The organism is Aquaticitalea lipolytica (assembly GCF_014641635.1).
Taxonomy (GTDB): domain Bacteria; phylum Bacteroidota; class Bacteroidia; order Flavobacteriales; family Flavobacteriaceae; genus Aquaticitalea; species Aquaticitalea lipolytica.
Genome location: NZ_BMIC01000001.1, coordinates 1,387,585 through 1,409,461 on the forward strand (window position 1 = coordinate 1,387,585; position 21,877 = coordinate 1,409,461).

A 21,877-nucleotide genomic window follows, 5' to 3' on the forward strand; every position below is an offset into this window, starting at 1 on the left:
AAAAGCTTCCAAATTTGGAAGCTTTTTTTATTTCTTCAGAGTTTCAAAAATGTTTCTTAAATCCTTTTTATAAGGTAAATGATCTGCTCTTCCCTTTTTAAAGATATCATTACTATTTCCTTGTCCTTTTCGTAACGCTTTTTGCTCTTCGTAAGGTAATTGATGTATTTCCATACAGGTAGAAGAACAACAATTATTCATTTTTTCTTTACAATCATCACATTGAATAAATAGTAAATGGCATGCTTCATTTGCGCAATTTGTATGTAAATCGGCAGGACTACCACACTGATGACATTGAGCAATGACGTCATCAGAAATACGCTCAGATCGACGCTCGTCAAAAACAAAATTCTTTCCTATAAATTTGTTTTCCAACCCTTTTTCATTGACCTGTCTTACATAATTGATTATTCCTCCATCGAGCTGATATACATTTTTAAACCCTTTATGTTTATAATATGCGCTAGCTTTTTCACAACGAATTCCACCAGTACAATACATCACCAGTTTTTTATCCTCTTTGTGGTCTTTTAAGTCTTCTTCAATAATATCTAACGATTCTCTAAATGTGTCAACATCTGGAGTTATTGCATTTTTAAAATGCCCTATTTCGCTTTCATAATGATTACGCATATCAACCAAAACCGTATTCTCATCTTCAATTAATTTATTGAATTTTTCTGCATCAACGTGAATTCCTTTATTAGTAACATCAAAGGTGTTATCGTTAAGCCCGTCAGCGACAATTTTGTCACGCACTTTTACCTTTAGTTTTAGAAATGAAAAATTATCATGCTCTATGGCAATGTTTAATCTCACGTTTTCTAAAAATGTAATGGTATCTAAATGGTTTTTAAATTGATGAAAGTGATCTGCAGGAATGGATAGTTGTGCATTAATACCTTCGTGAGCGACATATATTCTTCCTAAAACTTCTAGCTCATTCCAAGCTAAAAACATATGGTTTCTAAAGATTTCGGTATTGCCAATTTTGGCATATTTATAGAAAGAGATAGTTAAACGGTCTTTTCCCGCTTTTTCAATAAGTTCTGCTCTTTCTTTAGCACTTAAGTTATTGTACAGTTGCATGCTATACTAATTTTATAAGGTTAAAGATTAATTTTTTGCAAAGTTACAATTTTTGAATAATTACAAGCTTGTTAAAAACAAAAAAAGCACCAAAGATATCTCTAAAGTGCTTTTTTGAGGACTAACTCGTTATTAATATTTTTTTAAATTTTCATTCTTAAAAATACTACACGAGTTACCCTCCATCGGCTTTACAATTGCTATTAACAGTAATAGCAACTGAAACGCCTAATGCGTTATTAAAAATAATTTTTCTAAAAAATTTCATCTGTAAAACTTTTATTAGTTAATATCATCAGATAAAATAGATTGTCATTAAAATGACCTTTTTCATAGCAAGATTTCCCAATCTTATTATGTAGATGCAAAAAGTATAAAAAGGTTGCGTCATAAAATTGTAAGATGCAAAAAGAAGTAGTATTTTAGCTATCCGAAATAAGAAAAAGATCGAATAAAATGAGTAGTGAAAAAGAAGCAAAATTAAAAGCATTAAAGCTAACTTTAGATAAGTTAGACAAAGCCTATGGTAAAGGAACAGTAATGAAAATGAGCGACCAAGCAGTGGTTGATGTCGATGCCATTTCTTCTGGCTCGTTAGGTTTAGATATTGCTTTAGGAGTTGGTGGCTATCCTCGTGGTAGGGTAATAGAAATTTATGGTCCTGAATCCTCAGGAAAAACCACATTAACATTACATGCTATTGCTGAAGCACAAAAAGCTGGTGGTATTGCTGCGTTTATTGATGCTGAGCATGCTTTTGATAGAACTTACGCACAAAAACTAGGTGTAGATATTGACAACTTAATTATCTCACAGCCAGATAATGGAGAACAAGCATTAGAAATTGCTGATAATTTAATTCGTTCAGGAGCTATTGATATTGTTGTTATTGACTCGGTTGCGGCGTTAACTCCAAAAAGTGAAATTGAAGGTGAAATGGGAGATTCTAAAATGGGACTTCATGCACGTTTAATGTCTCAAGCATTAAGAAAATTAACAGGATCGATAAGCAAAACCAATTGTACCGTAATCTTTATTAACCAATTACGTGAAAAAATTGGTGTTATGTTTGGAAATCCTGAAACAACAACTGGTGGTAATGCATTAAAGTTTTATGCTTCTGTTCGTTTAGATATAAGACGATCTACACAAATTAAAGACACAGATGGTAGTGTTTCTGGTAATAAAACCAGAGTAAAAGTTGTAAAAAATAAAGTTGCACCACCATTTAAAACAGCAGAATTTGATATTATGTATGGTGAAGGTGTGTCAAAAGTTGGTGAAATACTAGATATAGCAGTAGAAAACGAAATCATAAAAAAAAGTGGCTCGTGGTTTAGTTATGAAGACACAAAATTAGGGCAAGGAAGAGATGCTGTAAAAGCACTTATAAAAGACAATCCAGAGCTTATGGATGAGCTCGAGGCTAAGGTTAGAGTAATTGCAAAAGCAGCCTCGTCATCTGATGATTAAAAAACAAAAAAACTCGAAATTTTCGAGTTTTTTTGTTTTTACACGCAACCTTTATAATATTAATGCATCTACAACCTATAAAGGTATTTATATCAAAATATTTTATTTTATGAAAAAACTATGTTTTTTATGTGTTATAGTGCTTTCGTTAGTATCGTGTAGTATTGATAACGATAATTCTAACGATTTTTATTATGAAATTTTACCTGTTGAGAGTGTTGATATTCCAACAGAATTTGTTTTAGGTGAGACTTATGAAATTACTGTTGGCTATTATAGGCCTTCTGGGTGTTACATTTTTAGTGATTTCTATTATGCAAGCGAGCTTAACCAAAGAACAGTTGCAATAATAAATGCAGTTTACCCAAATCAAAATTGTCAAACTTTTGAAAATGAATTAGTAGAAGTTTCTTTTAACTTTATGGTAAATAACAATGGAACTTATGTATTTAGGTTTTGGCAAGGTCAAGATGATAATGGAAATGATTTATATTATATTGTAGAAGTTCCTGTAGTGAATTAATATAAAAATTTGGATAATTAATACTTTAAATGTTTGAGTTTAGAACAACTCATAGAACAGTGTAAAAAAAATGATGCTAAAGCTCAAAGCCAAATATATAAACTCTATGCGAGTAAATTGTTTTCGCTTTGCTTAAAGTATTCTAAAAACTATGCAGAAGCTGAAGATAATCTGCAAGATGCTTTTGTGACTATTTTTACCAAAATATCACAATATAAAAGTAAAGGTTCTTTGGAAGGTTGGATGAAACGAATAACTATTAATACTGCTTTACAGCGTTATAGAAGTATAGGTGTTTTTGATATTGTAAATGAAGATAAAATAGAAGACGTATCTGTAGAAATTGATGAAGATGCAGTAAGTATAGATTTTTTATTAGGCATTATTCAAGAATTGCCAGATAGATATAGGTTAGTTTTTAATTTATATGCTTTAGATGATTATTCGCATAAAGAAATAGCAGAAATGCTAGATATTACAACCGGAACCTCAAAATCTAATCTTGCGCGTGCAAGAATGATTTTAAAAGAAAAAATTGAACATTACAAAGCGAGCATAAGCTCGCAAACATTATAATGAGCGACAAAAAACATATAGACAGACTCTTTCAAGAGAAGCTAAAAGATTTTGAAGCCAATCCTAGCGATGCAGTTTGGGAAAACATTCACAGTAGTTTGCATGATGAGAAACGCAAAAAACGCCGAATAATCCCAATCTGGTGGAAACTTGGTGGTGCAGCAGCAATTTTATTGCTAATGCTTGCTATTGGTAACACTGTGTTTAACAATAACGAAAATAATGACTCTATAAACACAGTTGTAGATACAGAAAACAATTCTAATAGTGATGCATTTAAAAACAACTCTACAGATAAAAATGCGTCTAATGAGGTTGATTTCGATTCTAATAATAACGTTTCAGATAAAGAAACAAATTCTGATGAAACCCTTAATAACGCCTCTTCATCAGGAAAAAATCTAATAAATTCATCAGTAAACAACCAAAGCAAAATAGCTTCAACGAAACCTGATTTGTCATCAAAAATATTTGATAAAAACAATAATAAACAAAAAGAGTTAAGTAAAAACAATACATCAAACACCTTAAATAATAAAAAGGATGTTGTTGCAGATAATTCTTCAAACCCATTTAATTCAGAAAAGAATTCAAAAACTAAATCTGAAGACAATATAATTCCAGACTATCTTAAATCTGCATCTAAAAATGCAGTTGCTAGTAGTGATGAAAAAACTGAAGATTCTGTCAATAAAGAAGAAGAAATCATTACAAACGAAAAAACTATAGAAGACGCTATTGCTGAAACTAATACAACTGAAGAAAAAGAAAAAGAAGAGAAACTTAACAGGTGGAACATAACACCAAATGTTGCGCCTGTTTATTTCAACACTATTGGTAAAGGGTCTCCAATAGATAATCAGTTTGTAAATAATTCAAAAAAAGGTGACATAAATATGAGTTATGGTATTGAGGGTAGTTATGCCATTAATAAGAAATTTAAAATTAGAGCAGGAGTTAATAAAGTTGAATTAGGATATGCTACCAATAATGTTATTTCTTATACAGATATTAATGAAACATCTGCCTTAGGGTCAATTAATGTATCCAGCTCTAATCAACTGAGTCATGTAAACATTAATCAAAATGCTCAAAACACAACGTTTATAAGTGCTCAAAGTTTTAATAGAAATGATGTTCCAGAAATTTTAAATACTAAAGAAAAAGGTTCGTTAGACCAACAATTTGGTTTTATTGAAGTGCCTTTAGAAATTGAATATACAGTTGTAGATAAAAAAATTGGGCTTAATGTTATAGGTGGTTTTAGTACCTTTTTTACAGATAAAAATGAAGTTTATTCTGTAGTAGAAGGCAATAGAATTCTTATTGGTGAAGCCAATAACCTTAACGATGTTAGCTATAGTGCTAATTTTGGTGTAGGAATAAATTATAATGTTTCAGATAAAATAAAATTAAATCTTGAACCAAAATTCAAGTATCAAATAAACACATTTAATGACACGTCTGGTGATTTTCAGCCATATTTTATTGGCGTTTACACAGGCTTAAGTATTAAGTTTTAGGTTTTTTTAGTTGGTTAGATAGTTATTGCAAACTCGCAATGATGACGAAAAGCTGCTCTGTGCCAAGAGCAGCTTTTTATGTGTTATATTTTTGAAGTTGGTTGTAAATAACACTTCTAGATTGTTCATTTATTGTTTTTGTATCCTTTGTTGTTAAATCTTTTGTGTTTAAAAAATGATGAATTTTAACTCTCATTTTCCCAGGACCACCACTAAAAAACGTATATGAAAAACGCTTTTTATTATCTGCAAAAGTCATTGGAACAATTGGAATTTGATGATTGACGGCTAACCGAAAAGCACCATCTTTAAAGTCATCTAAAATAATATGCTCTTCTGGTACTCCACCTTCAGGGAAAATACAAATACTCAACCCTTGCTTTAAGCGTTTTTGAGCTCTTAAAAACACTGCCTTTCTGCTTTTTTCAGAACTTCTATCTACCAGAATACAAGTGCGTTTATAGAAAAATCCAAAAAGAGGAATTTTTGCCAACTCCTTTTTACCAACAAAAACAAAAGGGTTTTTAACGCTAACCAACATAAGCATTATGTCTGCCATTGAAGTATGATTAGCAATAAACATATAGCTTTTTAAAGGATCTGGTGTTTGTTCTCTTTCTATAATCCACCTAAAACCCATACCAATTAAAATAAACTTTGCCCAAAATCTAGCAAGCTTAAAAAAGAATGGGTACCACTCTTCCTTTAAAATAGAAATTAAAAGTATAGGAAACAATATAACTATTGGCAGCCCAACAAGTATGTAGAACCAAATACGATATAAAAGCCAGAAAATATATTTAATAACAATCATGCTCGCCAAAACTAATTAATTTTATTGAGCTATTATACTAAAAAAATTACCTTTGTGACTGTTGAAATAAAATACTATGGCAAGAATACTTACGGGCATACAAAGTACAGGAACACCACATTTAGGAAACATTTTAGGCGCACTAATGCCAGCAATAGAAATGGCTAACAACCCAGAAAATGATTCATACCTGTTTATTGCAAACATGCATACATTAACACAAATTAAAGATGCTGAAACTTTACGCAATAGCACATATTCTGTTGCTGCAACATGGTTAGCCTTTGGATTAGATGTTGAAAAAACGGTGTTTTACAGACAAAGCGATATTCCGCAGGTAACTGAATTGTCATGGTATTTAAGCTGTTTTTTTCCTTATCAACGATTAACTTTAGCACATAGTTTTAAAGATAAAGCTGACCGATTAGAAGATGTAAATTCAGGATTGTTTTACTATCCTATGCTTATGGCTGCAGATATTTTATTGTATGATGCAGAAATTATTCCTGTTGGAAAAGATCAACTACAACATATTGAAATGACTCGTGATGTCGCTTCTCGTTTTCATGCTAAAATGGGCGAAACTTTTGTTTTACCAGAAGGAAAAATACAAGAAAACACAATGCTAATTCCAGGTACTGATGGCGAAAAGATGAGTAAAAGTAGAGGAAACATCATTAATATCTTTTTAGACGACAAAAAATTACGCAAGCAAATTATGTCTATTGAAACAGATAGTACTCCTTTAGAGGATCCTAAAGACTGGAAAACATGTAACTGCTTTGCTATTTATAGTTTACTTGCTTCTGATGAAGAAGTTGCCGCCATGAAATCTAATTACGAAAAAGGTGGTTATGGCTATGGACATGCCAAACAAGCTTTATTTGAGTTGATTGTCGAGAAATTTAAAACCGAGCGTGAGCGTTATCATTATTATATGAATAACCTCAACGAAATTGATGTTGCTCTTGCTGTTGGTGCAGAAAAAGCTAAACTTGTTGCTAATGAGGTTTTAAACAGAGTGAGACATAAAGTTGGTTATTAATAAATTCTAACTCTTCCTTGTTTTTTGATTCTTTAATTTTTTCTTTATAAAAATTGAGCCTTTTTTATCTATGGTTAATTGCTCGAGATTATTGTCATTAATAACAGAAAGAATTATTCTGTTCTCTTTGATGATTTTCCAAATAACAAGAATTAATTTTATTAAAACTCCTGAAATAGTAATAATTAAAGCAATTTCTGCATATTTTGAATCAATTAATATTTCAAAGATTTCTTTATTCATCACAACAATTTATTTTCAATTGCATATCTAACAAGCAATATGGTATTTGAAGTCCCTGTTTTTGTCATTAAACTTCTTTTGTGAGTTTCAACTGTTCTTGGAGATATCGATAGAATTTCAGAAATTTCTTTACCACTTAATCCTTCAGAAATTAACTTTAAGACTTCCACTTCTCTACTGGTAAATTTGTTTTCAAATTCATTTTTTAAAGAATTCTTGTATTCGTTAATTAAAGCGTCGCTAATTTCTTTTTGATAATAAAATTTTCCTTTTCTAACTTCATCAATAGCTTGCAAAATTTCTGTTAAAGCAAATTCCTTATAAATATAACCCAACGCTCCTTCAAGTAAAGTGGCTTTAACCGAATTAATGTCTTTATCAAAAGTCATAATAATAACTTTTGTTTTGGGAAACTTTGTTGTAATTATTTTAAGTGTTTCTAACCCACTTAATATAGGCATTTCTAAATCTAATATGACTAAGTCTATGTCTCTTCCCTTAAGTATTTTTAAAACTTCTTCACCATTTCTAGCTTGAAATATTTCAACGTTTTTAATCTTTTCAATTAAGAAATCTGAAAGACCTTTTAAAATTAAAGGGTGATCGTCAGCTGTTATTATTTTTAACATTTCACGTAGGTATTATTCTCTTTTTCAAATATACTAAAAAAATAAATATACTTACGTAATTTATGCAATAATTTTAAATAACCTCAAACAACTTACCAGGAAGTGGTCTGATTACACCTTTAAGCTCCATGTTTAAAAGCAAGCTTGCAACTTTAAAAATTGGCATCTCGCATTCTAAAGCAATAGTATCTAATTGTTGTTTGCTGTTGTCTTTTAAGTAATTATAAATTGCTATTTCATCAACCTCCAACTCAACAAATAACTGTTTTTGTATTGCAGGTTTTTTGTCGTCTTCTAGTTGCCAATTTAATATATATGGAATATCCATTGGATTAGTAAGCATTTGTGCTTTTTGGTATTTTATTAAATTATTACAACCAACACTTTGACTATCGGTTGTTCTACCAGGAACCGCAAACACATCTCTATTGTATGAGTTTGCTATATCTGCTGTTACTAAGCTTCCTCCTTTTTCGGCAGACTCAATTACAATAGTAGCTTCACTAAGTCCAGCGATAATTCGATTTCGTTTTAAAAAATTTTCTCTATCAGGATTTGAAGTGCTCCAAAATTCTGTTAAAAACCCACCATGTTTCTCTATATCTGCAACATATTTTTTATGTACTTTAGGATATATTTGGTTTAAGCCATGTGCCAAACAACCTACTGTTTGCAAGTTATGTTTTAAGGCTGCCTTTTGTGCTGTAATATCGGTTCCGTAAGCAAAACCAGATACAATTACTGGATTAAAAGGAGCTAACTGCTCAACTAATTGCTCACAAAAAGCCGTACCATAGGTTGTAATTTTACGTGTTCCTACAACACTAATAATACGTTGCTTTTTAAGATTAATCTCTCCTGACTGAAACAATAATATTGGTCCATCAATACAATGCTTTAGTTTTTCAGGATAGTTTTCATCCATAAAATACAGGCACTTTATATCATTGTCTTTAATAAATTTTAATTCTTTTTCTGCCTCTTCAAAATGATATGTGCTAAAAACATCACTAATGGTTGTAGTTCCTATGCCATCTATTTTTAAAAGGTTACTCTTCTTTTCTTTGAAGATTGCTTCAGCAGAACCACAATTATTAATTAGCTTTTTGGCAGTAATATCTCCAATTCTGGCTACATTTTGAAGTGCTAATACATAAAGTAAATTGTGTTCTGTCATTATATTGTACTGATTTTTAGATGTAAAACATAAAATCTTTGCAATGTTAATAAATACTAGTGCTTAAGTTTTATTCCAAATCAAAAATTTTTAACTTTGTTTCAATGCAATTAGAAACTTACATAAGCGATTTATTATACCGTTACGACTGTGTAGCGATACCAGAATTTGGTGCTTTTTTAACCAATCGTGTGTCTGCAAAAGTACACGAAACTACAAATTCTTTTTATCCTCCAAAAAAAGTATTGTCTTTTAACGAGCAATTACAGCATAACGATGGATTACTATCTAGTTATATTGCTGAGGTTGAAAAAATTCCTTATGAAGTTGCTGTTCAGAAAATTAGCAAACATGTTAAGTCGATAAAATCATATTTAGTTGAAGGTGAAACTATCACTTTTCAAAATATTGGTGATTTGATGCTAAATAATGAAGGTAAAATTATTTTTGAGCCTTCTTATCATATCAATTACTTAACAGATGCTTTCGGACTTACTCAATTTGTTTCTCCTTCTGTTAGCAGAGAAGCTCACAAAGAAAAGGTAGAGGCTATTGAAAAAGTAATTCCTTTAACAATTACTCCTGAGAAACGTAAATCTCGTCCTTATCTTAAGTATGCTGCTATAGCTGTAGTAGCTTTAACACTTGGTGGTTTTGCAGCTTCTAATTATTATGTTAATCAAATTGAATCTCAAAATAAAATAGCACAAGAAAAAGCAAACGAGCAATTAGATACTAAAGTGCAAGAAGCTACTTTTGTAATTAGCAACCCTTTGCCAGCTGCAACTTTAACTGTAGATAAGCAAGTTGGTATTTACCATATTGTTGCTGGTGCTTATCGAGTAGAAGCTAATTCAGATAAAAAAGTAAAGCAATTGCAAGATTTAGGTTTCAAGGCTAGAACTATTGGTGAGAATAAATATGGTCTTCATGAAGTTGTTTATTCAACTTTTGATACTGCTGAAGAAGCTTTAAAAGAATTACGCCAAATACGTATTAATCATAATCCTGATGCTTGGCTACTAGTTAAAGAATTAAATTAATTGTTTTCTTTCTTTAATTTTTAAAAGCAACTTACCTTTGCACTTCATTAAATTAATGACAGATGCAAGCAAAAACTCCAGAACAATCTAAAACCATAATGACCGACTTGGTATTACCAAGCGAAACTAACCCGTTAAACAACTTATTTGGTGGTGAGTTATTAGCTCGTATGGACAGATGTGCTAGTATTGCAGCACGTCGCCATTCGCGTCGTATAGTGGTAACAGCTTCTGTAAACCATGTTGCCTTTAATCGTTCTGTCCCATTAGGAAGTGTTGTAACTGTTGAGGCTAAAGTTTCTAGAGCTTTTAAGACCTCTATGGAAGTGTTTATTGATGTTTGGATAGAAGATAGAGAATCTGGCTTAAGAGATAAGGCTAATGAGGCCATTTATACCTTTGTTGCTGTAGATGAAACAGGTCGCCCAACAACTGTTCCAGAAATTAATCCAGAAACCGAATTAGAACAACAACGATATGCTGCTGCTTTACGTCGTAAACAATTAAGTTTAGTTTTAGCAGGTAAAATGAAACCTAACGAAGCTACTGAATTAAAAGCGTTGTTTTCTTAATAATTAAACTTTTAAACTTTTTTTTAGTCTTATAGTAAATCCCAAAGCTATGAGAGTACTAATAATATTACTTGGAATACTATTTACTATGAACATTACTTCTTGTAGAAGTAGAGTAGTAGTTTCAAATCCTAATGTTAAAGTAATTACTGTTGCCCCTAAAAATCATAAAGTAGTTTATTTAAAAGGTAAACGTTATTATTTTTGGAATGGTAATTACCACAAAAAAACTCGAAAAGGATACGTTATCGTAAGACTGTAATTACATTTTATAAATCCAGCCTGAAGGGTCTTGGTATTCTGAGTTTTTTGAGTCTACTTTATAAATACTAAAACTTAAAATAGTTTCGCCATTAGACGATGTAAACACTTCACCAATCACTTGTTTTGTGCTCACCTTATCGCCTTTTTTTACATATACTTTTGATAAGTTTTTATAAACAGTAAAATAATTACCATGCTCAATTAGAACTGCTGGATTACTATTTTTAATTGCAATTACCGCACTTACAGTTCCTTCAAATACCACTCGCACTTTAGAGCCTTCTTCGGTTGCTATACGAACACCATTACTCTTTATTGTTAAAGATGGGTCTATTGGTGATGGTTGTGTGCCAAATCGAGTTTTTACTATCCCTTTCTCTACAGGCCAAGAAAATTTACCTTTATTAGATTCGAAATTAGCAGCCAAAATTTTAGCTTCTGGAGTTAATGCAAAACCAGATGACGATGCTTTAGTTTCTTTTGTATTTGTGTTTCCGTTTTTATTGGCTTCCGCCAAAGCTTTTCTGTTAGCCTCTGCAATAGCTTCTCTAATTAAACGCTCAATCTCTCTATCGATTTTATCGACTTCTTGTTGTTTTGTTTTAATCTGCGAAGTGTATTTACTTAAGTCTTTTTTAATAGAAGCAACTAAGGCTTGGTGTTCTTTCATGTCTTCTTCAAGTTTGGCTTTTGCAAGTCTATTCTCTTGAATAAGTCTGTCTTTATCTTTCTTTTGTTGAAGTAATGATGTGTTAAGTTCTTGTAATTTTTGAGTTTTATTCTTTATTTCTTCGCCTTGTTGCTCTTGGTACTTTGTGTATTGTCTGATATACTGTAAACGCTTATAGGCTTGTTTAAAATTTTCTGATGACAATAAAAACATAACTCTGCTTTGCTCAGATTTACTTTTATAAGACTTTACCACCATTGCTGCATAATCTTCTTTAAGATCTTTTAATTGATCTCTAAGGTGAGAAATTTCTTTTTGGTTAGTGTTAATTTCTCTGCTTAATAAATTAGCCTGATCGTTAGTGACTTTTATTAAATTTTGACGCACTTTAACTTTGTAATTTAAATCTTCAACAACAGTTACAATCGATTTCTCCTTTTTCTTATTAGATGAAATTAGCTGGTTATATTGATTGATTTCTTTTAGTATTTCTTGTCGTCTTTCCTCTAGCTCTTGTTGTTTTTTACTTTGAGCATTAGTGTTTAAAATACACAAAAGAAGGAGTGTAATTAAACTAAAATATGTTGGTTTGGTAAATTTCATGTGTTAATATTTATTGTTTTTTAAATGGTCACATGGAACATCCTTATTATCATATCGTTTTGAGTTTAAAATTAGATATTGATGTTTCATTTAAAAGTAATTTCTTTATAGTTTGAAGGAATTGAAAATGGGAAACGTAATTTTTCGTTAAGACTTACTGATTTAAATTCTAAATCGATTAGTATTTCTTCGTTGTCTTCAACTGCAATTATATTTATTATTTCTGGCACAATTTGTTTATCTACCAATTGATATGATTTATAGTCTATTTCTAAAAATCGTTTCTCTAAAGGCTGAGCTAATTGTTGTGAATCTAGTTTAAAATGCCCAGGATTTAATAAATAAAAGATTTCGAAAAGGGTATTTTGATCTTCTGGTGATAAGATGTATGAAGCTTCATTATTAGACACTACATGTTTTTGTTCTTTTAAGTCGAATAGTGTTTCACCTAATAACAAATTCTGAACTTTTGTAAAATCTAATTCGGTTCCTAATAACTCACTTAATAACGAAAAATCGCCATCAAAGTATACATTCTCCCAATTATTGTAATAACTTACTTTGTCTGGAGTTATCATTACTTTTGCAACAGATAATGGAGCGCTTAACCAGATGATTTTATCTTTCTCCATTCGTAGATTTACAGAAACACCATTAGATTTATTGTTTTCTGTATAATCTATTTTTACTCTTGCTTGTAGAGTTCTAAACTTTGCTGTTTGTTTATGATTATCATTAATTAATTGCTTTGCAGTTATACCTTCTTTTATTGACCCAGAAGATGTTAAGCTTTTAGCTGATTTGCAGCCAACTAAAGAAGTAACTATGAATAATAATAAAAGCGTTTTTAATAACTTCATAATCTTAGAAGATTCATATAATTAAAATGTTTTTTAGACACTTATTGTTGTTGTTTTATTAATGCTTCGGCCTTTTTAGTAAACGCTTCTGATTTGGTAATATTATTGTTGAGTTTATGAGCAAGGCTTAATTGTGTGTAAAAATCTGCTTCCATTTTAGCATCATCAATAACATAATCTAAACCTGTTTCCAAACTTTCTATTGCTTTTTTAGGTTGTTTTAACTTGTTATTTGCTACGCCATTAATGAGATATAATATTGGTTGCGCAGGAAACAACTCAATGGTTTCTTTGCTTTTTGCAACCACCTTATCATCCATATTTAAATCAAGTTGAAGCAATAAAACATCTTTAATAATAGCAAAGTTTTTAGTGTCTTGTTTTAATGCTTCTTCAAAATATTGAAGTGCTTTTGGCTTATCGTTAAGCTTTAAATAATACTGTCCTAACTCTGTAAGTGTTTTGGTGCTTTTATCTGTGTCAATAAGCGCTGTGATTTCTATTAAATCTTTTTCGTATTCAGGATTTTTAGATACAAAATTAACAAAGTCGTTAAACACCTTTGCTTTAGCATCTGGGTTTATTTCTGGGCTTTGAAGCACAGTTTTCATAGATAGTATAGCGTTTTTTGGCTCATTAGCATCTAGGTAAAACTTATACAACGCTAAATGCACCAATCTAGATTCTGGATGAATTTTTAATAACTCTTTTGCTGTTTCAAAAGCTTTTTTTGTATCTCCTGTTTCGCTATATCTGTAAATGAGATTTAAATAATTAGTTTCATTACCTGGATTTGCTTTTACGCGCTCTTCAAGATTTTCTATTCTATCATCATCATTCCCAGTAAGGTTATAAATCTCATTTCTTAAGTAATCTCTATCTTGGTTTACACCAAACTCTGCATCTAGATCATCTAAAATTTTGAGTGCGTCTTTATATTTTTTTGCTTTGATGTATAATGAAGCTAAATCTTGTCTGTAATCTGGGTGATATTTAACAAGTTGCTTAACTGTTTTTATTGCTTTATCTGTATCATTTTGAAGATTATATACTTCATACAACTGATCTAAATACCATTCATTTTCAGGCTCTTTAGAAGTTGCTTTTTTTAGAGCATCTTCAGCAGCTCCAAAATTTTTGAGTGCTATATAATTTTTACCCAACTCATAATACACAACTGTTTTAGAGTTGTCGAGTTTTTCGCATTTTAAAAGCGCATCGATAGCCCTTTGATGATTTTCAATTCCTGATTGTTTTAGAGCTTCAAAAAAATTCTCTTGAAACATGTCTTCAACATCGCCAAGGTCGTCGTTTGGACGTTTATTAAAATCGACCTGAGCATAATTCACCTGAGGAATGATTAGTATTCCTAAAAGAAGAATTACAATGTTAAGCTTTCTTTTCAATGTGATTAATTATAAAAACAACTGTAATTAAGTTTAAAATATTCCATTTTTTAAGGGAATGGACAAAAACTATTCCAATACTGAATAATCGCCAATACTTACAGTTTTAAAATTACCATCGTATTGTACATGATTACCAATCATTGCTTGGTCTAAATTAGTATTTTTAATTGTGTTTTGGCTTTGTATTAGGCTATTTTTAACGATTACATTACTTAAAGTACAGTCATTACCAATAGATACATTTGGGCCAACTGTAGAATTGTTTAACACCACGTTTTCACCAATAAAGCAAGGTTCAATAATTTTTGAGTTGTTTAATTTTACTGTTGATGCTATCATTTGTTCTTCTCCATCAGCTTTTAAAAACCCTAGCATACGTGTGTTAGTTTCGACAGTTACTGCTTTGTTTCCACAATCCATCCACTCACTAACTTCACCTGTTTTAAATATTTTTCCTTTTGCCATCATGCCTTTAATACCATCATTAATTTGATATTCTCCACCATTAACTATATTATTATCTAAAACGTGCTGCAGCTCATTTTTAAGAACGTTTACATCTTTAAAGTAGTATATGCCAATAACTGCTAAATCGCTAACAAAATCTTTAGGTTTTTCAACCAGTTCAATAATTTCATTTTTCTCATTTAACTTAACCACTCCATAAGCTTCAGGTTGGTCAACTTGTTTTACCCAAATAACTGCATCAGCTTCTGGATCTAGATTAAAGTTTGCTCTAATTAATGTGTCTGCATATGCTATTACTGCTGGTCCAGATAAAGATTCTTTTGCACACATAATGGCATGACCTGTACCTAGAGGTTGGTCTTGACGATATATAGATGCTTTTGCACCAAGGTTTTCTGCTAATTTTGTTAAGCTATTAACTACATCATCACCAAAAAATGCTGGATCGCCAAGAATAAAGGCTATTTCTTCAATTGGTTGATTAAGAACCTTTACAATGTCTTTTACAAGTCTATGTACAATAGGCTCGCCTGCAACAGGAATTAATGGTTTTGGTGTTGTTAATGTATGTGGACGAAGACGAGAACCTCGTCCTGCCATTGGTACTATTATTTTCATTGAAATTTATATTTTGGTTTCTTCAAAAGTAGAAAATCCATTTATAGTTTTATTTTGTTCCTGTACTTCCAAAACCACCTTCTCCACGAGAGGTTTCCGAGAGTTGTTCTGCTTCAATCCATTCTGCACGTTCATGTTTTGCAATAACAAGCTGCGCAATACGCTCACCATTATTAACTACAAAGTCTTCATTAGACAGATTAACTAAAATAACACCTATTTCACCTCTATAATCAGCATCAATAGTTCCTGGAGCGTTTAAAACTGTTATTCCCTTTTTTGCCGCTAAGCCACTTCGCGGTCTTACTTGGGCTTCATATCCTATTGGAAGCTCAATAAATAAACCTGTTCCAACAATACTTCTTTCAAGAGGTTTTAAAATTCTTGATTCTGATAAACTTGCGCGTAAATCCATTCCTGCTGAAGCTATGGTTTCATAGTTTGGCAATGCATGGTTTGACTTATTGATAATTTTAATATTCATTCTATTTTTTTAATAACTGTTTTATTTCATTTCTTTCTAATAAGAAAATAATAGTCAAAAATACTAAAACTAAAACTGTACTTATGAAGTAATCTTCATTAAAAAAGTAATACGATACAGCCGAAATAATTGTTGAGAAAACTAAATAGCCTGAAATTCTAAATATGTCATAAGGTACAGGATAATACTTTTTGCCCATTTGATAAGAGATTAGCATCATGCTTCCATAAGCTAAAAGTGTTGCCCAAGCTGAAGCCATAAACCCTATTTTTGGAATCATAACATAGTTAAAAATAATAGTTACTATTGCTCCAACTATTGAAATATACATTCCATATCGTGTCTTATCGGTAAGTTTATACCAGATTGCCAAATTGAAATAAATTCCTAAGCATAAATTTGCAAGTAATACAATAGGTACAATGTCTATAGCAATCCAGTACGATTCGTCTCTAACTATTAATTCTTTAAAAAGGTTTAAGTATACAACAGTAAAAACAAACATTAAGCTTCCAAGAATTACAAAGTATTTCATAATTCTGGCATACGTTTCTTTTGCATTTAGCTCTTTGGCATGATTGAAAAAGAAAGGTTCTGCTCCTAACCTAAATGCTTGAATAAAAATAGTCATAAACACTGCTATCTTATAACAACCACTATAAGCGCCATTAATATCTTTTCCAAGCATCTCAGGTAATAACCACTTGTCAAAATTTTCATTTATAACATACGCTAAACCAGCCACCATTATAGGCCAACCATAATTTAATAGTTGTTTAAAAATAGTTATGCTAAACTGCAGTTTTGTTTTGAAAAAATATGGAGATAATAGCAAAAGTGTAATAATGCTCGCTACAAGATTAGACACAAATATATACTTGACTAAGTCGTTACTATCATAATTGGGAAAGTTTAAAGCAAACCTTGGGATTGCCCAAAGAAAAAAGAAGTTTAGAGCAACGTATACTAAAATATTAGATAATTTAATTGCTGTAAACTTTATTGGTCTTCCAGTAGCTCTTAAATATGCAAAAGGAGCTACCACAAGAGCATCTAAAACTAAAACTCCTATTAATAAATTAAAATATGTTTGATTTAAATTTACTAAAGCCGCTAATTGTTCATTAAATAAAACCACTATTAGTAAAAACACAATAGTTGTAACTGTTAAACTTATTAGCGTAGTAGAAAACACCTTGCCCTTCTCTTCGCTTTTACTAAAAAACCTAAAAAAAGCCGTTTCCATTCCGTAGGTTAAAAGCACATTAAAAAATGCTGCATACACATAAAATGTGGTGTTATCTGAATAACTTGCCGTTTCTAATGTGTCTGTGTGAAGTGGTACTAAAATAAAATTCATTAGTCGTGGCAATACAGTTGCCAAACCATAAATAATTGTATCCTTAAAGAAGGTTTTTATTGTACCCAAGAGTTGTTTTTTGTTATGCTAAATATACAGTTTTATAAACCTATATGCAATGCATAATTTATTGTTTGTCTGGGCGAGCACTTGGGTAGTGTTCTGGTTGAATTTCAACTATATTTTCAATTTTATAGTACTGTGTTTTGTTTCCGTTTTTATAACTGATAACGCATTCATTCTCTTTAAGTTTAAAAGGAATTTTCGTGGTTTTTTTTGGAAGTGCGTTACCATACTCTTCTTGAGCATTACCACTCATTATTATGTCTGTTTTCTGGTTAAATTCAGTTCTAAAATATGCTACATATATAATTTTTTCACCTCCTTTACGCTGCATTTTAGCCACTTTGTCACGAAAATACACTGAGTCTAACTGAATAGTATTAGGTAGCTCTGATGGTGTTGAAATAAATAAATTTATTCCAGATCCTCCTCCTTGTACTCCCGCAACCCAACTTTGACAATATACTTCATCAAACACTATTGGTGCTGCTTTTTGTAACTTCTGGGCTGATGAGCAATTCGTAAAACTAATTAAGATAATTATACTAAAGACTAATGTTGTAAAAGCTTTCATTATATGGCAATTTATTGTTCTATAAAGATAATAAATCAAATAGTGTTCCATAAAAAAAGCCTTACTAAAAGTAAGGCCCTAATAAAACTTTAGTGCTTTTATTCTATGTCTACAGTTACTACTCTAGATGGAGGACCATTTTCATAGTAAATACCTTCTCGTTCTGTAACATTTACAATTTTAAAATATTTAGTTTCACCATCTTCAATATAGCTAATCACACATTCATTACCAGATAATTTAAATGGATATTTAACCGCTTTGGTTATTGGTGTAGAATCGTATGGAGATCTGTTTTTTAAAATTGCAGAATACATTGATCTTTCTTTAGTAAGCTTGCCTTTTAGGTTTCTAAAAAACACACTATCTACAACTACTTTGTTGTTACTGTTAAGATTAGGGAAGTAAATATTAATTCCTGTACCACCAACTTTAATTCCTGCATACCATTCTTGAAAGTAAACACGATCTAATTGCAAAGTTGTTTTTTCTTGTAATTTATACTTTGTGCTAGAACACTGATATGTGCTCATAACAGCAATAGTAAAAAAGAGTAAGTAGGTTACTTTTTTTATTGTTTTCATTTGGTAATTGGTTAAGATTTGGACTCTAAATATATGAAAATTAATTTATTACAAACAAAAAAGCCTCACTTTTTAAAAAGTGAGGCTTAATTTATATTACATCTCGCAGTACAGCGAAATTAAAAAATTTATTAGTTATTCAATGCTTCAGCACCACCAACAATCTCTAAGATTTCATTAGTAATAGAAGCTTGACGCGCCTTATTGTAAGTTAATTTTAATTGATCTCTTAATTCAGTCGCATTATCAGTTGCCTTATGCATCGCTGTCATACGTGCACCATGCTCACTAGCAAAAGAATCTCTTATAGCCTTAAACAATTGCGTTTTTAAAGACTTAGGAATTAATTGTTCAACTATTTCAACTTTAGAAGGTTCAAAAATATAATCTAAATTAACATTCGCGTCATTTGCCACAGGAACAATTGGTAAAAACTGCTCAGTCATTACTTCTTGAGTTGCAGCATTTTTAAATTTATTGTAAACAAGTTCAACTTTATCAAACTCACCAGATATAAATTTATCCATTAATAACTCAGCAATTTCTGCAACATTATCAAAAGTTAAATCATCATATATAGCACTTTTATTTGCAATTACTTTGTTAGATTTTTTAAAAGCGTCATTAGCTTTTTTACCTAACACTAAAAATGATACTTCCTGATTTGCATAGGTAGTAGCCACTAAAGTATTTACTTGCTTAATAATGTTAGAGTTGAACGCTCCAGCTAAACCTCTGTTAGAAGTGATAGGAACTATCAAAACTTTTTTAACTTCTCTTTGATTAGCAAATTTACTTCCTGAATCTGCATCTAACGTTGCACTTAAACTCTGTAAAAGCTCAGTTAGTTTATCAGAATAAGGACGCATTGCTGTAATAGCATCTTGTGCCTTTTTTAACTTTGCAGCAGATACCATTTTCATGGCACTAGTAATCTGCATCGTAGATGACACCGATGATATTCTGTTACGTATTTCTTTTAAGTTTGCCATTTTACTATCCTAAATCTTTTCTTAAGAAAAGAAGTATTGGTTTATTGATTAGGTCTTACTTTCTGTACTTAGCTGATAATTCTTTAGCTACAGTAGTTAATGTATCTGTAACCTCATCAGTAAGTTTTCCTGCTTTTAAAGTGCTAAGTACATCTGCATGCTTAGCTTTTAAGAACTCAATGTAATCTCTTTCAAATTCTTTAACCTTTTCAACAGGCACATCTCTTAATAAGTTTTTAGATCCTGCATAAATAATTGCAATTTGATCTTCAACTGTAAATGGATCATTTTGTGCTTGTTTTAAAATCTCCACGTTACGTTTTCCTTTTTCAATTACATTTAAAGTAACCGCATCAAGATCAGAACCAAACTTAGCGAATGCTTCTAATTCACGATATTGTGCTTGGTCTAATTTTAAAGTACCTGCTACTTTTTTCATTGATTTAATCTGAGCATTTCCTCCTACACGAGATACTGAAATACCTACGTTAATTGCTGGACGAACACCAGAGTTAAATAAATCACCATCTAAGAAAATTTGACCGTCTGTAATAGAAATTACGTTGGTTGGAATATATGCTGATACGTCACCTGCTTGAGTTTCGATAATTGGTAATGCAGTTAACGAACCACCACCTTTAACGATAGATTTTAATGAATCTGGTAAATCGTTCATGTTTTTAGCAATCTCATCATTTGCAATAACTTTTGCAGAACGCTCTAATAAACGAGAGTGTAAGTAGAAAACGTCTCCAGGATATGCCTCACGTCCTGGTGGGCGACGTAATAATAAAGATACCTCACGGTAAGCTACAGCTTGCTTAGATAAATCATCATAAACAATTAATGCAGGACGACCAGTATCTCTAAAATACTCACCAATTGCAGCACCAGCGAAAGGCGCATATACTTGCATAGGTGCAGGATCTGATGCGTTTGCTGCTACTATTGTAGTATAAGCCAAAGCTCCTTTTTCTTCTAATGTTTTTGCAATTAAAGCTACTGTAGATGCTTTCTGACCTACTGCAACATATATACAATATACAGGCTCACCTGCATCATAAAATTCTTTTTGATTTAAAATGGTATCAATACAAACCGCTGTTTTACCAGTTTGACGGTCACCAATAACCAACTCACGTTGACCACGACCTACAGGAATCATCGCATCGATTGACTTAATACCTGTTTGTAATGGCTCAGTAACTGGCTGACGAAAAATAACTCCAGGCGCTTTACGCTCTAAAGGCATTTCATAAAGTTTACCTCCAATTGGTCCTTTACCATCTATTGGGTTACCAAGTGTATCAACAACACGCCCAACAATCTCTTCTCCAACTTTTAAAGAAGCGATACGATTAGTACGTTTTACTGTTGATCCTTCGCTAATTGTCTTTGAAGGTCCTAATAATACAACACCTACGTTATCTTCTTCAAGATTCAATACGATGCCTTCAAGACCATCAGCAAATTCAACTAATTCTCCATATTGAACGTTTGATAATCCATAAACACGTGCAATACCATCTCCAACAGTTAGTACTGTTCCTACTTCGTCTAATGAAGCACTTGCTTCAAAACCTGAAAGTTGTTGCTTTAAGATTGCTGAAATTTCAGCTGGTTTTACTTCTGCCATTTTTATTAATTTTAAATTCAGAATTGAAAAATCTGAATCATTTTAGTTTAATGTAAATTCTCTTTTTAGTTTACTCAATTTATTAGCAATACTAGCATTGTATTGAATGTCTCCAACACGTAAAATAAAGCCTCCAAGAATTGATTCATCAATGATGCTTTCAATCTCAGCGTCTTTACCTGTTAGTTCTTTAACTTTAGCTAATACTTTAGTTTTTAAATCGTCTGTTAAAGCTACTGCTGTTGTTACTTTTGCAACTTGAGTTCCTTGAGACTGATCAAATAACTGATTATATTTTTGAGCGACATCACCTAAAATATTAATACGCTTATTTTCAATAAGTGTATCTATTAGGTTAACGCTTAACTTGTTTAAATCTTTAAATACTGCTAGTAAAGCAGATTTTTTTGTTGCAGTACGAACAATAGGGCTTTGTAGCATATCGCTTAAGTCTTTGCTCGTCGAAACAGCATTAGCAATAGCTTTCATGTCTGTATTAACAATTTCTGCTGATTTTTGATCTTTTGCTAGATCAAAAATTGCTTTTGCGTATCGTATTGCTGCTCTTGTTTGTGCCATTTC

General features: G+C 31.3%; 24 protein-coding genes. 8 read left to right on the plus strand and 16 right to left on the minus strand.

The window, feature by feature from the left end:
* Window positions 1–27: 27 nt before the first annotated feature.
* Window positions 28–1,092: an oxygen-dependent tRNA uridine(34) hydroxylase TrhO gene (trhO, locus tag IEW41_RS06445; RefSeq protein WP_188605473.1), complete on the minus strand. Its 1,065-nt coding sequence runs from the start codon at window positions 1,090–1,092 to the stop codon at window positions 28–30.
* A gap of 456 nt (window positions 1,093–1,548) precedes the next feature.
* Between trhO and recA the strand changes: the two genes are divergently transcribed.
* The 4 genes from recA (at window position 1,549) to IEW41_RS06465 (ending at window position 5,187) form a co-directional block, all read left to right on the plus strand.
* On the plus strand, window positions 1,549–2,565 hold the full coding sequence (gene recA, locus IEW41_RS06450; RefSeq protein ID WP_188605474.1) for a recombinase RecA: 1,017 nt from the start codon (window positions 1,549–1,551) through the stop codon (window positions 2,563–2,565).
* Window positions 2,566–2,674: 109 nt separating this feature from the next.
* Window positions 2,675–3,088, plus strand: a complete 414-nt coding sequence (locus tag IEW41_RS06455) for a hypothetical protein (RefSeq protein ID WP_188605475.1) — start codon at window positions 2,675–2,677, stop codon at window positions 3,086–3,088.
* Window positions 3,089–3,121: 33 nt separating this feature from the next.
* On the plus strand, window positions 3,122–3,664 hold the full coding sequence (locus IEW41_RS06460; protein WP_188605476.1) for an RNA polymerase sigma factor: 543 nt from the start codon (window positions 3,122–3,124) through the stop codon (window positions 3,662–3,664).
* Window positions 3,664–5,187, plus strand: coding sequence for a hypothetical protein (locus tag IEW41_RS06465; protein ID WP_188605477.1), 1,524 nt, complete (start codon window positions 3,664–3,666; stop codon window positions 5,185–5,187). Before IEW41_RS06460 ends, IEW41_RS06465 begins: the two co-directional genes overlap by 1 nt.
* Before the next feature lie 76 nt (window positions 5,188–5,263).
* Here the strand turns inward: IEW41_RS06465 and IEW41_RS06470 are convergent, their stop codons facing one another.
* Complete coding sequence (locus IEW41_RS06470; RefSeq protein ID WP_188605478.1) at window positions 5,264–6,001, minus strand: lysophospholipid acyltransferase family protein; 738 nt, start codon at window positions 5,999–6,001, stop codon at window positions 5,264–5,266.
* Between the two features lie 76 nt (window positions 6,002–6,077).
* Here IEW41_RS06470 and trpS point away from each other — a divergent pair, with 76 nt between their 5' ends.
* Window positions 6,078–7,046 carry a tryptophan--tRNA ligase gene (trpS, locus tag IEW41_RS06475; protein ID WP_188605479.1) on the plus strand — a complete coding sequence of 323 codons (969 nt, stop codon included), beginning with the start codon at window positions 6,078–6,080 and terminating at the stop codon, window positions 7,044–7,046.
* 6 nt (window positions 7,047–7,052) lie between these two features.
* Here the strand turns inward: trpS and IEW41_RS06480 are convergent, their stop codons facing one another.
* From IEW41_RS06480 to dprA, 3 genes are all read right to left on the minus strand, one after another.
* The gene (locus IEW41_RS06480) at window positions 7,053–7,289 is read right to left on the minus strand and encodes a hypothetical protein (RefSeq protein WP_188605480.1); all 237 of its coding nucleotides are present in this window, start codon (window positions 7,287–7,289) and stop codon (window positions 7,053–7,055) included.
* A complete protein-coding gene (locus IEW41_RS06485; protein WP_188605481.1) occupies window positions 7,289–7,918 on the minus strand; it encodes a response regulator transcription factor in 630 nt (209 codons plus the stop codon). The genes IEW41_RS06480 and IEW41_RS06485 overlap by 1 nt, the downstream gene beginning before the upstream one ends.
* 73 nt (window positions 7,919–7,991) lie before the next feature.
* Window positions 7,992–9,095, minus strand: coding sequence for a DNA-processing protein DprA (gene dprA, locus IEW41_RS06490; RefSeq protein WP_188605482.1), 1,104 nt, complete (start codon window positions 9,093–9,095; stop codon window positions 7,992–7,994).
* Window positions 9,096–9,199: 104 nt separating this feature from the next.
* On the opposite strand from dprA, the gene IEW41_RS06495 reads away from it, so the two are divergent.
* The 3 genes from IEW41_RS06495 to IEW41_RS06505 all read left to right on the plus strand — a co-directional run bounded on the left by IEW41_RS06495 (window position 9,200) and on the right by IEW41_RS06505 (window position 10,972).
* Entirely contained in the window at window positions 9,200–10,138 is a 939-nt protein-coding gene (locus IEW41_RS06495) for an HU domain-containing protein (protein WP_188605483.1), read from the plus strand.
* 62 nt (window positions 10,139–10,200) lie between these two features.
* Window positions 10,201–10,710 (plus strand): acyl-CoA thioesterase, encoded by a 510-nt coding sequence (locus IEW41_RS06500; RefSeq protein WP_188605484.1) that lies wholly within the window; start codon window positions 10,201–10,203, stop codon window positions 10,708–10,710.
* Between the two features lie 49 nt (window positions 10,711–10,759).
* Window positions 10,760–10,972: a DUF6515 family protein gene (locus IEW41_RS06505; protein WP_188605485.1), complete on the plus strand. Its 213-nt coding sequence runs from the start codon at window positions 10,760–10,762 to the stop codon at window positions 10,970–10,972.
* Here the strand turns inward: IEW41_RS06505 and IEW41_RS06510 are convergent, their stop codons facing one another.
* The 11 genes from IEW41_RS06510 to atpH form a co-directional block, all read right to left on the minus strand.
* A complete protein-coding gene (locus IEW41_RS06510; RefSeq protein WP_188605486.1) occupies window positions 10,973–12,247 on the minus strand; it encodes a murein hydrolase activator EnvC family protein in 1,275 nt (424 codons plus the stop codon).
* An 86-nt stretch (window positions 12,248–12,333) separates the two neighbouring features.
* Entirely contained in the window at window positions 12,334–13,107 is a 774-nt protein-coding gene (lolB1, locus tag IEW41_RS06515) for a lipoprotein insertase outer membrane protein LolB1 (RefSeq protein WP_188605487.1), read from the minus strand.
* Between the two features lie 41 nt (window positions 13,108–13,148).
* Window positions 13,149–14,513, minus strand: coding sequence for a tetratricopeptide repeat protein (locus IEW41_RS06520; protein WP_188605488.1), 1,365 nt, complete (start codon window positions 14,511–14,513; stop codon window positions 13,149–13,151).
* A gap of 69 nt (window positions 14,514–14,582) precedes the next feature.
* Entirely contained in the window at window positions 14,583–15,602 is a 1,020-nt protein-coding gene (locus IEW41_RS06525; RefSeq protein ID WP_188605489.1) for a sugar phosphate nucleotidyltransferase, read from the minus strand.
* Between the two features lie 49 nt (window positions 15,603–15,651).
* Window positions 15,652–16,086, minus strand: coding sequence for a dUTP diphosphatase (gene dut / locus IEW41_RS06530; RefSeq protein ID WP_188605490.1), 435 nt, complete (start codon window positions 16,084–16,086; stop codon window positions 15,652–15,654).
* 1 nt (window position 16,087) lies between these two features.
* Window positions 16,088–17,515: an oligosaccharide flippase family protein gene (locus IEW41_RS06535; RefSeq protein ID WP_188605491.1), complete on the minus strand. Its 1,428-nt coding sequence runs from the start codon at window positions 17,513–17,515 to the stop codon at window positions 16,088–16,090.
* Between the two features lie 58 nt (window positions 17,516–17,573).
* Window positions 17,574–18,083, minus strand: a complete 510-nt coding sequence (locus tag IEW41_RS06540) for a hypothetical protein (protein WP_188605492.1) — start codon at window positions 18,081–18,083, stop codon at window positions 17,574–17,576.
* A 98-nt stretch (window positions 18,084–18,181) separates the two neighbouring features.
* Window positions 18,182–18,667, minus strand: a complete 486-nt coding sequence (locus IEW41_RS06545) for a hypothetical protein (RefSeq protein WP_188605493.1) — start codon at window positions 18,665–18,667, stop codon at window positions 18,182–18,184.
* A 131-nt stretch (window positions 18,668–18,798) separates the two neighbouring features.
* On the minus strand, window positions 18,799–19,659 hold the full coding sequence (gene atpG, locus IEW41_RS06550; RefSeq protein ID WP_188605494.1) for an ATP synthase F1 subunit gamma: 861 nt from the start codon (window positions 19,657–19,659) through the stop codon (window positions 18,799–18,801).
* 55 nt (window positions 19,660–19,714) lie between these two features.
* Window positions 19,715–21,295: a F0F1 ATP synthase subunit alpha gene (gene atpA, locus IEW41_RS06555; RefSeq protein WP_188605495.1), complete on the minus strand. Its 1,581-nt coding sequence runs from the start codon at window positions 21,293–21,295 to the stop codon at window positions 19,715–19,717.
* A gap of 42 nt (window positions 21,296–21,337) precedes the next feature.
* Window positions 21,338–21,874 (minus strand): ATP synthase F1 subunit delta, encoded by a 537-nt coding sequence (gene atpH, locus IEW41_RS06560; RefSeq protein WP_188605496.1) that lies wholly within the window; start codon window positions 21,872–21,874, stop codon window positions 21,338–21,340.
* Between the last annotated feature and the right edge of the window lie 3 nt (window positions 21,875–21,877).

What these genes read in the sequence shown, in the direction of transcription:
- trhO (WP_188605473.1), bottom strand. Translation starts at nt 1,092, where the DNA reads ATGCAACTGTACAATAACTTAAGTGCTAAAGAAAGAGCAGAACTTATT.
- recA (WP_188605474.1), top strand. Translation starts at nt 1,549, where the DNA reads ATGAGTAGTGAAAAAGAAGCAAAATTAAAAGCATTAAAGCTAACTTTA.
- IEW41_RS06455 (WP_188605475.1), top strand. Translation starts at nt 2,675, where the DNA reads ATGAAAAAACTATGTTTTTTATGTGTTATAGTGCTTTCGTTAGTATCG.
- IEW41_RS06465 (WP_188605477.1), top strand. Translation starts at nt 3,664, where the DNA reads ATGAGCGACAAAAAACATATAGACAGACTCTTTCAAGAGAAGCTAAAA.
- IEW41_RS06470 (WP_188605478.1), bottom strand. Translation starts at nt 6,001, where the DNA reads ATGATTGTTATTAAATATATTTTCTGGCTTTTATATCGTATTTGGTTC.
- trpS (WP_188605479.1), top strand. Translation starts at nt 6,078, where the DNA reads ATGGCAAGAATACTTACGGGCATACAAAGTACAGGAACACCACATTTA.
- IEW41_RS06480 (WP_188605480.1), bottom strand. Translation starts at nt 7,289, where the DNA reads ATGAATAAAGAAATCTTTGAAATATTAATTGATTCAAAATATGCAGAA.
- IEW41_RS06485 (WP_188605481.1), bottom strand. Translation starts at nt 7,918, where the DNA reads ATGTTAAAAATAATAACAGCTGACGATCACCCTTTAATTTTAAAAGGT.
- dprA (WP_188605482.1), bottom strand. Translation starts at nt 9,095, where the DNA reads ATGACAGAACACAATTTACTTTATGTATTAGCACTTCAAAATGTAGCC.
- IEW41_RS06495 (WP_188605483.1), top strand. Translation starts at nt 9,200, where the DNA reads ATGCAATTAGAAACTTACATAAGCGATTTATTATACCGTTACGACTGT.
- IEW41_RS06500 (WP_188605484.1), top strand. Translation starts at nt 10,201, where the DNA reads ATGCAAGCAAAAACTCCAGAACAATCTAAAACCATAATGACCGACTTG.
- IEW41_RS06505 (WP_188605485.1), top strand. Translation starts at nt 10,760, where the DNA reads ATGAGAGTACTAATAATATTACTTGGAATACTATTTACTATGAACATT.
- IEW41_RS06510 (WP_188605486.1), bottom strand. Translation starts at nt 12,247, where the DNA reads ATGAAATTTACCAAACCAACATATTTTAGTTTAATTACACTCCTTCTT.
- lolB1 (WP_188605487.1), bottom strand. Translation starts at nt 13,107, where the DNA reads ATGAAGTTATTAAAAACGCTTTTATTATTATTCATAGTTACTTCTTTA.
- IEW41_RS06525 (WP_188605489.1), bottom strand. Translation starts at nt 15,602, where the DNA reads ATGAAAATAATAGTACCAATGGCAGGACGAGGTTCTCGTCTTCGTCCA.
- dut (WP_188605490.1), bottom strand. Translation starts at nt 16,086, where the DNA reads ATGAATATTAAAATTATCAATAAGTCAAACCATGCATTGCCAAACTAT.
- IEW41_RS06540 (WP_188605492.1), bottom strand. Translation starts at nt 18,083, where the DNA reads ATGAAAGCTTTTACAACATTAGTCTTTAGTATAATTATCTTAATTAGT.
- IEW41_RS06545 (WP_188605493.1), bottom strand. Translation starts at nt 18,667, where the DNA reads ATGAAAACAATAAAAAAAGTAACCTACTTACTCTTTTTTACTATTGCT.
- atpG (WP_188605494.1), bottom strand. Translation starts at nt 19,659, where the DNA reads ATGGCAAACTTAAAAGAAATACGTAACAGAATATCATCGGTGTCATCT.
- atpA (WP_188605495.1), bottom strand. Translation starts at nt 21,295, where the DNA reads ATGGCAGAAGTAAAACCAGCTGAAATTTCAGCAATCTTAAAGCAACAA.
- atpH (WP_188605496.1), bottom strand. Translation starts at nt 21,874, where the DNA reads ATGGCACAAACAAGAGCAGCAATACGATACGCAAAAGCAATTTTTGAT.